The sequence below is a fragment of the Streptosporangium sp. NPDC003464 genome, assembly GCF_053588315.1.
Window position 1 is genome coordinate 22691 of sequence record NZ_JBSFPS010000105.1, and the last position, 8082, is coordinate 30772.

Genomic DNA, 8082 nt, shown 5'->3' on the forward strand with positions numbered 1-8082 from the left:
ACGGCCGTCACGTGGGCGCCGGACCCGGGAGCCGGACCCGCGAGGGTGTGATCATCCCTGAGGGCGGGAGCGCCACCTGGCCAGGAGGTCCGCCTCCCGGTCCGGGCTGATCGTGGTGTCCGTCGAGAAGGACGCCTCGGACTCGCGGATCTCACGCACCGACCGGCCGAACGGACGCGGGCTGAGACCGGCCGCCGCGGCGGCGGCCGGATCCGCGGTGTTGACCGCCGCGTGCCCGCCGCCCTCCGACCAGAGCGGCAGCGACCGCCCGTCCTCTCCCTCGGAGCGCAGGAAGTCCTGCCCGACCCAGGTCAGCGTGGTCCCGGGCGGTCCGACCTCGGCCACGATCGCCTCCAGCATGTCTCCGAAGGAGAACGGCGGGGGCGGGCTGACCGCGTGGAAGGCGCCCGAGCCCGCCTTCTCGGCCATGGCGATGATCCAGGCGGCCATGTCGCGTCCGTCGATCACCTGGATCGGGTCCGTGGGGTCGCCCGGGGCCAGGACCTCGCCGCCGCGTGCGATCCGGTTCACCCAGTAGGTGAACCGACCCGTGTAGTCGTACGGGCCGATCACGTAGGTCGGCCGTACGATCAGGGTCCCCGGCCCGAAGTGCTCGACCGCGGCGCGCTCGCAGAGCACCTTCAGCGCCCCGTAGGTCTCGATGGTGACCGCCTCCGGGATCGGGCCGTTGAGCTCGACCAGCGGCGAGTCCTCGGCGAAGCCCGGCTCCTTCGGGACGGTGTAGACGGCGGTGCTGGAGACGAAGACGTACTGGCCCGTGGAGAGCGCGCCGGCGAGGGAGGCGATCTGCCCCGGATGGTAGGCACTGACGTCGATCGTCGTGTCCCACCGCCGCTCACGCAGCACCGACAGATCCGCGTTGCGGTCGGCCCGCAGGTGCTCCGCCTCGGGGAACAGCTCCGGCCCCGTCTGCCCTCGGTGCAGCAGGGAGACCTCGTGCCCGGCCGCGATCGCGGCTTCGGTGATGTGCTGGCCGACGAACCGGGTCCCACCGATGATCAGAATGCGCATGCCCGTCATTTTCCTGCATAAGGTGCACCGGAATTAGTGGGGTATGCCGGAATTTTTCGGCATGAGGGACGCCTGGACCGGCCTTCCCTCCTTTTCCGTTCCACGCCGCCGTGACCTCTTCCACGCCGCCGTGATCTCCTTGTCCCCTTTCGCCGTGGAGTCAACGCATCCTTTTCGCTGGGAAAGAGGACAACGGGTACGTTGGAGGTGTTCAACGCCGACTTCAGGACGGTCATCATGACGATCTGGCCAGAGGCGCGACCGTGCAGACCGCCTCCGGCCGCCGGGCTCCGTGACCCGAGCCCCCACGATCTCCACGTCGACCTGCTGGAGGCGCCCACCCTGCTGAGGGTGAGCGGTGAGATCGACCGCACGACCAGGAGACTCTGGGAGGAGGCGCTGGGCGGACTGGTCATCAGGGGCGAGGACATGCACCTCGACTTCTCCGGGCTGACGTTCGTCGACGTCCGGGGGGCTTGGTTGCTGACCGAGGCCGCGCGTAGCCTCCCCATCGGGAAAAAGGTGTTCCTGCACCACGCGCCTTACTGTCTGAGATCCGTACTCACCTTGATCGGACCGGACCCCTCCCCGATCGAAGTGGAGACGCAATGAGCACGACGGCGACCACCACCACGGTGGATCCGTTCGTCCACCCGGCGCTGTTCTACCGGGGAGCCCAGCAGTATCTCGACGGCACCGTGCCGTTCATCCGCGAGGGCCTGGCGGCCGGGGAGCCGGTCGCGGTGGCCGTGCCCGCGCCGAACGTGGAGCTGCTCCGGGACGAGCTCGGCGCGGCGGCCTCCGGGGTGCGCTTCCTCGACATGACGGAGGCCGGCCGGAACCCGGGCCGCATCATCCCCGGGGTCCTGTACGCCTTCGCCGACCTCCACCCCGCCGGCAGGGTCCGCATCATCGGCGAGCCGATCTGGCCGGGCCGCTCGGAGACGGAGTATCCCGCCTGCGCCCAGCACGAGGCGCTGATCAACCTGGCGTTCTCCGGGCGTGCCGTCACCATCCTGTGCCCCTACGACCTCGACGGGCTCGACCCCTCGGTGATCGCTGACGCGGAGATGACCCACCCCCTCCTCGTGGACGTCTCGGGCTCGCGCCCCAGCCGCGACTACGCGCCCGAACGCGTCATCGGCCGTTACAACCGGCCGCTGCACGACCCGGCGGACGCCGCCGCCCTCGGCTTCTCCCAGGGCGACCTGGGGCGGGTGCGCGACTTCGTCGTGGGACACGCCGGCCGGATGGGACTGTCCGGAGAGCGGCTCGAGGACCTGCGGCTGATCGCCAGCGAGCTGGCGGCCAACAGCCTCGACTACGGCGGGGGCTCGGGGACCGTGCGTATCTGGTCGGAGAACGGGCATGTGGTCATGGACGTCAGCGACGCCGGTCACATCGTCGACCCCCTTGCCGGACGCCGGCCCGTCGATCCCCGCCAGCGGGGATCCCGCGGCCTGCTCGTCACCAACCTGCTCAGCGATCTCGTCCGCGTCCACACCATCCAGGGCGGCACCACCGTCCGCGTATATTTCAGTGCTTGAACCGCCCCGACCGCACACGACCATCTGCACCATCTGTCAAAGCCCGTGCCGGCGCCCCGTCACCCCGGCTCCCTCAAGGCCGGCGCGCGGCCATGCGGAAGGAAGCGATCCTGAGCCCAGGAGATGAGCGTCGCCTGCTGTCCTCCAGCAGGCCGGACGTCCTGAAATCGACCAGACAGACCATGCCCTCCCCCGGCAGGCGCGGTGCGGCCCAGACGGGAGCGCACGCGGCTCCGGCGGGAGCCTACGCGGTCCCGCCGGAGGCGTGCGCGGACCCGGACGGCTCAGCTCCGGCGGACGATCGCGTGTTCGAGGGGCTCATGGAGGTGCTGCCCGCCGCTGAGCGCCTGTCGGCCTCGACGGCCCGGGCGCAGGTCATGCTCGACGTGATGCCCGGGTCGGCGAGCTGGTCCGTGCCGATCCGTGACGCCTCGGGGACGATCGTCGACTTCGTCATCCAGGCCGTGAGCCCGGAGGCGGAGGACGCTCACGGCCGGCGGGGCGGGGAGCTGGTCGGCCTGCGCGTCCGGCAGTGCTACCCCTCGGTGCTGGACACACCGCTGTGGCAGGCGCACCTGCGTGTGATGGAGACCGGCGTGTCCGAGCGGCCCAGCCGGTACGAGCACGTCGAGGCCGCCGACGGCGTCCCGCACCGGTCGGACTACGTCATGCGGCTCGCCCGCTACGACGACGGCCTGCTGGCCACCTGGGTCCGAGACGACAGCGAGCAGCGGCTGGAGGAGGAGAACCGGTTCACCGCCCACCTGCAGAAGATCGTCATGCCGGTCCAGGACGAGCCCTTCACCCTGCCGGGCCTGCGGGTGGCCGCCCGTTACCAGCCCGCCGAGACGGCGGCGTATCTCGGCGGTGACTGGTACCAGGCGATCGGTCTGGACGACGGCGACGTGCTGCTCGCCGTGGGGGACGTGGCCGGCAACGGGGTGGCCGCCGCCTCCGCCATGGCGAAGCTCCGCCACGCGATCACCGGCCTGGCCTTCGCCCGGCACGATCCGGCGGAGATCCTCACCGTGCTGAACCGCCTGCTGTGCAAGCTCCGGCCCGACGTGCTGGCCACTGCGCTGGTGGCCTGCTATCACCCGGCCGACCGCACCCTGCGGTGGACCCACGCCGGTCACCCCCCGATGCTCCTGGCCCGGGGCTCCCACGTGGAGCGCCTGCTCCACCCGGGCGTGCTGCTCGGCGTCTTCGAGGACGCCACCTACACCTGCGGCACCGTACGGCTCAGGCCCGACGATCTCATGGTGATGTTCACCGACGGGCTCATCGAGAAGCGCGGCAGCGACCTCTACGAGGGCCTGGATCTCATGAGCGCCGCCCTGGCCGAGGCGCTCAGGCCGATCGCGCCCGCCTCCCAGGAGCGGCTGTCGGCGGTCATGAACGCCATGGTGCCGGCCAACGCGGCCGACGACACCTGCGTCCTGGTCACCCAGGTCACCCAGGACGGTCAGCTCGGCCCGCACGTCCGCGGGGCCGGCTGATGTCCGATCTTCGTCTGGAGACGCCGGCGGCGCTGTTCACGGCCAGGGCCGCCGAGGGCGCGGCGGTCGTGGCGATCCGGGGGAGCTTCGACCACACGGTCCACGCTCTCGCCGCCGACTTCGTCGACAAGGTCTTCGCCGCGTTCGGCCCGCGTCTGATCATGGACCTCACGGGGCTCGACCTCCTCGACTCCCGGGGCACCGGCCTGATCGTCAACTGCTGGAGGCGCGCCCTCGGGGAGGGCGGCCGGCTGGCGCTGGTGGGGACCGAGCGCGGGGCCACGCGCATCCTGTGGATCACCGGTCTGACGACGCGCATCCCCGTCTACCCCACGGTCCAGGACGCCCTCGACGGCCTGCCTCCTCGCACGTAGGCCCCCGGCCCCCTCGCGGAAGGCCCAGCGGGGCAGGTCTCAGCCGCGCGGGCGGGGCGGGCGCGCCTCGCGGACGCGGGCGAGCGTTCCGGCGGCGAATCCGGCGGCGGCGATCACGGCGAGGATGACGACGAGGTTGAGCCCGTAGTCCAGCGGCAGCTGGGAGGGGTTGTCGGCGCGCCGTCCGAAGCCCAGGACCATGGGCAGGGCGACGAGGGTGATCACCGCGCCGATCACCAGCGCCGCCCGGTACGGCCGGCGCATCCGGCGGGTCAGGACGCCCGTCGCGAGCACCAACGGCACCAGCAGCAGGTCGTGCGCGATCAGGATCCCGCCGAACCACACCGCCCAGCTCAGCGGCCGGGTCTGGTCGGCGTCGGCGAGCAGCCCGGCGAACCCCAGCAGGACCAGCCCGGCCCCGGCGGCGTAACCGACCATTCTGTAACCGCTCACCCGGTGACCGTCCGCCTTCACGAGACCACCACCTTCGTGACCCACTTGGTCTGCATGACGCCGGGCCGGTCCGGCGCGATGAGCCTGAGCGGGTAGCCGTGCTCCAGATGGAGCGTTTCGCCGTTGACGCGCAGGGCGAGCAGGGTCAGCGGATCGTTCCAGTGCGGTGGCCGCAGCTCGCTGGTCCGGTAGACGCCGGAGGGGCGCTCCAGCGACTCCACCGTGACCAGGGCGTCGGGCGGGGCGCCCGCCACCAGGTCACGGAGCCGGACGCCGGTCCAGCGCGCGGACGCGCTCCAGCCCTCGACGCAGGCGATCGGCAGCTCGACCGTGTGCTGCGGCAGCCGTACCAGGTCCTGGTAGGAGTATTCGGCCTGGACCGCGCCGGTGACGACCAGCCGGTAGCCGGCGTCGACGGGCCTGACCCCGGCGGCCTGGGAGGTCCTGTTGACCGGCAGGCCCTGCGGCCCGATCGCCGGGTTCCGCGGCGCGATCAGGGCCAGCCGCCGCAGCGGGGCGAAGGCCTCGCCGACGGTGAGCAGCACGGTCAGCCCGGAGGCCGCGCCGATGGTGAGCAGGAAGCGGCGCCGGGCCGGCTCCAGCGGGACGGGGACGGACCGGCGGACCTTGGACCATTCGGTGACGACGTGGATGATCAGGGCGCCGTAGACGATGAACGAGGTCCAGTAGTGCGCGGCCGGGAAGAAGAACGACCAGGGGTAGGTGTAGGCGATGTTCAGCAGCCCGGTGAAGAGCTGGAACAGCGCTCCGGCGACCAGCAGCAGGACGAACGCGCGCTCGACCGCGTGCGCCGCGGAGCGGAACGGCGGCCACTGCCACAGCTTCGGGTAGACCGCCCACAGCTTGGCCAGCAGCAGCGGGATCGTGGCCAGGCCGCTGATGACGTGCACCCCCTGGGTGACGCGGTACAGCCCGACGGGCCGCGACGGCCAGTCCAGGCAGGGCGGCGGGTGCTGCATGAAGTGGCTGAACAGCCCGGTGATCAGGGCGAGGGTGAAGCTGATGCCCAGCAGCACGCCGAGCCGGGCGGCCACGCCCTCCGAGCGCAGCCCGCTGGTGAACACCACCTTCTCCGTCAGCGCAGGCTTGTCGACCATCGTCCTGCCTCCTTCCACGAGTCTACGCAGGTGGATCCGTCGCGCCGGGGGACGCCCCGGACAGGCGCCCGTTCATGGGGCCGCTCCTGCGGAGGGGGCCGAGGGGCCGGGGAGGGGGCCGCCCCGAGAGGGCCGGGGCGCCGGGCCGCTTCTGTCCGAGGGGCGGCGGCCCCGCCGCGGGGCCGGACCGGCCGCCGGGGGCACTCCCGCGCCGAGCCCGGCGAGGGCGGCGGCGAAGCGGGACGACGGCGCCTCGGCCGCCACCGCCAGCGCGTCCTCCGCGGTGTCCACATCCCGCAGGGGAGGCAGCATCCCCACCGACAGGCCCGCCGCGCGCAGCCGCCGCAGTTGGACGGCGCCGGTCGTGGGCCGGGACATCGGCACGCCGAGCAGGAGCGCGGGGTCGGGACGGCGCAGGCCGAGCAGCCAGAACCCTCCGTCGGTGGCGGGGCCGAAGACGGCGTCGCAGGTGGCGAGCCCGGCCACCGCGGTGGCCAGCAGCAGTGAGCTGACCTGCGGGGTGTCCATGCCGATCAGGACGACGGGCAGCGGGCAGGCCCGGTGGGCGTCGTCGAAGGCGGCGGCCAGCCGTTCGTCCAGGCCGGCGCCCCGCTGCGGCACCACGGTGAAGCCCGGCGGGAGCCAGGGCCCGGTGCCGCCGCGCAGCGCGATCACCCGGTGGTCCACCGGGGCGGCGGCCACCGCCCCCAGGGTGTCCGCCAGCGCCGCCGCGGCCAGGGCCGCGGCCTCCTCCGGGGTGAACGGCGGGGTGAGCCTGGTCTTGACCTGCCCCGGCACCGGCTCCTTGGCGATGACGACGACCTGGGCCCCGCCGCCGCGGACGGCCCGGCCCCCGTCCTCCCGGGGGAGCCGCCCCCGCCGCGGACCGGCCCCGGCGCGGGCCGCGTCCCGGTGGGCGGTCCCGTCGCGGCCGCCGGTCATCCGGCGCCGCCCGGCCCGCTCAGGACCCTGCGCATGTCGCCGACCGCGCGCAGCGTGCCGCGTACGGTGCCGGTCACCTTGGACCGTCCGCTGCGGGGCAGGTAGTCCACTCCGGTCTCGGTGATCCGCCAGCCTCGCTCGGCCGCCCGCAGGACCATCTCCAGCGGGTAGCCGAAACGCCGGTCGGTCAGGCCCAGGGCCACGAGGTCCGCCCGGCGGCAGGCCCGCATCGGGCCGATGTCGCGCAGCCGGGTGCCGGTGCGGCGGGCCAGCCGCCAGCCGAGGAAGGCGTTGCCCAGCCGCGCGTGCAGCGGCCAGGCGGCCCCCGGGCCGGCCATCCGCCTGCCCAGGACCAGGTCGGCCCGGCCCGAGGCGACCGGCCCGGTCACCCGCGGGAGCTGGCCGGGGTCCAGCGAGGCGTCGGCGTCCATGAAGCACACCACCTCGCCCGTCGCGGCCAGCAGGCCCGCGTGGCAGGCGGCGCCGAACCCGCGCCTGGGCTCGCTCACCACCAGCGCCCCCAGTTCGGCCGCGACCCGTGCCGACCCGTCCGTGGAGCCGTTGTCCACCACGATCGGGCGGTAGCCGTCCGGCATGCGTCCCAGCACCCACGGCAGGGCCGCCTCCTCGTCCAGGCACGGGAGCACCACATCGATCTCCATGCTTGCGACGCTACGGCCGGCAGGGCCTGTCAACCCTTACGGAGTGGTGACGTGTCGCGGAAAAATAGCAGGTCAGACCTAATGTGATGGTGTGATCAAACAGTCTCGGCGGCAGGCCGGGGGCCCGCCTGCGGCCGGTGGCCCGTTGCGGTGGGGCGCTGGAAGGCGACTGTCCGCGGCCGGCGGCCTGTTCCGGTGGGGCGTTGGGAGGCGACTGTCCGCGGCCGGTGGCCCGTCCCGGCGGGGCGCCGACTCCGGTGGCCGCCGGAGCCGGGCGGCGCTCGCCGTCTGGGCCGCGCTCGTCGTCGCGGCGTTCGCGGCCGGGGCCGTCCTGCGCGCCCACGGCGCGCTGCCCATCGACCGCCTGCCGCCGCTGCACGGGCGGCTCCGCACGCCGACGGCCGCGCTCCTGCCGCCCCTGCTCCTGGCCGCGGCGGCGGTCGCCGTACTGCCCG

At 73.4% G+C, this 8082-nt stretch carries 10 protein-coding genes; 5 read left to right on the top strand and 5 right to left on the bottom strand.

Features of this window, described 5'->3' with window-relative positions; genetic code table 11:
* Window positions 1-51: 51 nt before the first annotated feature.
* A complete protein-coding gene (locus ACWDS7_RS23295) occupies window positions 52-1032 on the bottom strand; it encodes an NAD-dependent epimerase/dehydratase family protein (protein ID WP_451930977.1) in 981 nt (326 codons plus the stop codon).
* Between the two features lie 237 nt (window positions 1033-1269).
* Here ACWDS7_RS23295 and ACWDS7_RS23300 point away from each other — a divergent pair, with 237 nt between their 5' ends.
* From ACWDS7_RS23300 to ACWDS7_RS23315, 4 genes are all read left to right on the top strand, one after another.
* On the top strand, window positions 1270-1644 hold the full coding sequence (locus ACWDS7_RS23300; protein ID WP_451930978.1) for an STAS domain-containing protein: 375 nt from the start codon (window positions 1270-1272) through the stop codon (window positions 1642-1644).
* The gene (locus ACWDS7_RS23305; protein WP_451930979.1) at window positions 1641-2579 is read left to right on the top strand and encodes an anti-sigma factor RsbA family regulatory protein; all 939 of its coding nucleotides are present in this window, start codon (window positions 1641-1643) and stop codon (window positions 2577-2579) included. The genes ACWDS7_RS23300 and ACWDS7_RS23305 overlap by 4 nt, the downstream gene beginning before the upstream one ends.
* A 305-nt stretch (window positions 2580-2884) precedes the next feature.
* Window positions 2885-4078, top strand: coding sequence for a PP2C family protein-serine/threonine phosphatase (locus tag ACWDS7_RS23310; RefSeq protein WP_451930980.1), 1194 nt, complete (start codon window positions 2885-2887; stop codon window positions 4076-4078).
* On the top strand, window positions 4078-4452 hold the full coding sequence (locus ACWDS7_RS23315) for an anti-sigma factor antagonist (RefSeq protein ID WP_451930981.1): 375 nt from the start codon (window positions 4078-4080) through the stop codon (window positions 4450-4452). The genes ACWDS7_RS23310 and ACWDS7_RS23315 overlap by 1 nt, the downstream gene beginning before the upstream one ends.
* A 39-nt stretch (window positions 4453-4491) precedes the next feature.
* On the opposite strand, the gene ACWDS7_RS23320 is transcribed toward ACWDS7_RS23315, so the two are convergent.
* The 4 genes from ACWDS7_RS23320 to ACWDS7_RS23335 all read right to left on the bottom strand — a co-directional run bounded on the left by ACWDS7_RS23320 (window position 4492) and on the right by ACWDS7_RS23335 (window position 7627).
* On the bottom strand, window positions 4492-4905 hold the full coding sequence (locus tag ACWDS7_RS23320; protein ID WP_306863318.1) for a hypothetical protein: 414 nt from the start codon (window positions 4903-4905) through the stop codon (window positions 4492-4494).
* A 17-nt stretch (window positions 4906-4922) separates the two neighbouring features.
* A complete protein-coding gene (locus ACWDS7_RS23325; protein ID WP_451930982.1) occupies window positions 4923-6023 on the bottom strand; it encodes a molybdopterin-dependent oxidoreductase in 1101 nt (366 codons plus the stop codon).
* A 72-nt stretch (window positions 6024-6095) separates the two neighbouring features.
* Window positions 6096-6965: a TIGR04282 family arsenosugar biosynthesis glycosyltransferase gene (locus ACWDS7_RS23330; protein WP_451930983.1), complete on the bottom strand. Its 870-nt coding sequence runs from the start codon at window positions 6963-6965 to the stop codon at window positions 6096-6098.
* The gene (locus ACWDS7_RS23335) at window positions 6962-7627 is read right to left on the bottom strand and encodes a glycosyltransferase family 2 protein (protein ID WP_451930984.1); all 666 of its coding nucleotides are present in this window, start codon (window positions 7625-7627) and stop codon (window positions 6962-6964) included. The genes ACWDS7_RS23330 and ACWDS7_RS23335 overlap by 4 nt, the downstream gene beginning before the upstream one ends.
* Before the next feature lie 91 nt (window positions 7628-7718).
* On the opposite strand from ACWDS7_RS23335, the gene ACWDS7_RS23340 reads away from it, so the two are divergent.
* The coding region (locus ACWDS7_RS23340) for a hypothetical protein (protein WP_451930985.1) at window positions 7719-8082 on the top strand (364 nt) is incomplete at its 3' end.